Here is a 1,391-nt window from a genome sequence, read left to right on the forward strand (position 1 = left end):
GGTCGAGTCCCGACGGGACTCGACCGCAGGCGTCGGCCATTGCGAAGACGACATGCGTCGTTGCCCCTGCCGCGCCGCACCACACGATCGGCTGCGCATGCGAGCGTCCCGGCTACCTCGCGCGCTCCCGGAACGGCCGCCGCACCATCTACCGGCGCGTCACCGAAGCGACCCGGCTGCGCCGTGCGCGCGACGCCGGCAAGACAGTGGCCGACCTGCCGCGTTGCCCAATGGCAACCGCCAGGCCGGCTGCTGTAGCGGTTTCAACAGGCCGCAGACCTCGTCTCGGTGGACTTCCCGGTCCTGCGCGACGCGCCTGCCTCGAACAGGAGCGCATCGGGCCACGGCTCAGTGCCGCCCCCGTGTCGACTCCGACGCACCGCCGAACAACCGGGCCAGGGCACGGAACGGCAAAGTGACGACGGTTGCGATCGCGCCCCCGATCTTCCCCAGAACGTCACCGATGGCTCTGAACATGCCAACCTCCCGTCGCATTGGTACCGCGGGACACGCGTTGCGCGGACCCCGCAACCATTGGCTGCCCGTTGGAGCGTGCAGGAAACGGAGGGGCCGGCGATCGGGCGTCGGCACTCGGATCGAAATCATGTCGAGACGTCGAAGCCGTGCCATGTGCAACCTCTCCGTGGTGCGACGGCCTCCTCTATCGGAGGGATCACGCCCGGTCGGCGATCGGAAGGCCCGGATCCGCGTCGCCGGTCCGAGGCGTGCGCGGGATCAACGGGGGCGCTCCTCCGCGGGTCGTCGGTGCTCCAACCACCACCGTCACGACGTACACAGACTCTCCGCACGCTCGAGGAGACGGTCCGGGCGCGGCGCGGAGGCGACAGCGGGGACGGGAACGACCCCGATTCGGCCAGGCCCACCGCATGCCGTCGGCCGAGGAACCGTGTGCTCGGAACTGCCTTTGCTTCAGGGCGGATACGGCCGTCGGTCGGCCGTGCGCCACGGTCGGCGAACCGGACGGCAGGCGGGCCGCTCTCGTGTGCCTGAGGCGTGCAGGTGGGCGGGGTGGGTAGCGGTGCGGAATGTGCATCGGGGTGTGGTGGCCGCGTGAGTATGTCGTCGGTTGTGTGCCCGGCTGAGCGTTGATCCTCCGATCGGCTTCGGCTCCGGGCGACTGTTCGAGTGCGGGCCGGGGTTCGCCGGCAGGGGCCCGTCGACGGGCCTCGCGGTGACCGTGGGCGGCGAACGGGCCACGAGGCACGTGTGGTTCGGCGAGCCGGCCGGGCCACGTCGGACGCACCGGCCAGGCGGCACCCCGACGGGCCCGACCGCACGTGCGATCGGGCCGGTCCGATTCCCACGCATCGCCGACCTCGTCATCGGCACCCGGGTGGGGAGGCCGCCCGCCGCTTGCGTTCACGAGAGCG

Annotated in this window: 1 protein-coding gene; it reads right to left on the minus strand. The window is 71.5% G+C overall.

Going from position 1 to position 1,391, the window contains the following annotated elements:
• Nucleotides 1–348: 348 nt before the first annotated feature.
• A complete protein-coding gene (locus tag ACFXMF_RS47745) occupies nt 349–477 on the minus strand; it encodes an LPFR motif small protein (protein WP_360313928.1) in 129 nt (42 codons plus the stop codon).
• Nucleotides 478–1,391 lie beyond the last annotated feature (914 nt).

The organism is Embleya sp. NPDC059213 (assembly GCF_042754445.1).
Classification (GTDB): Bacteria; Actinomycetota; Actinomycetes; order Streptomycetales; family Streptomycetaceae; genus Embleya.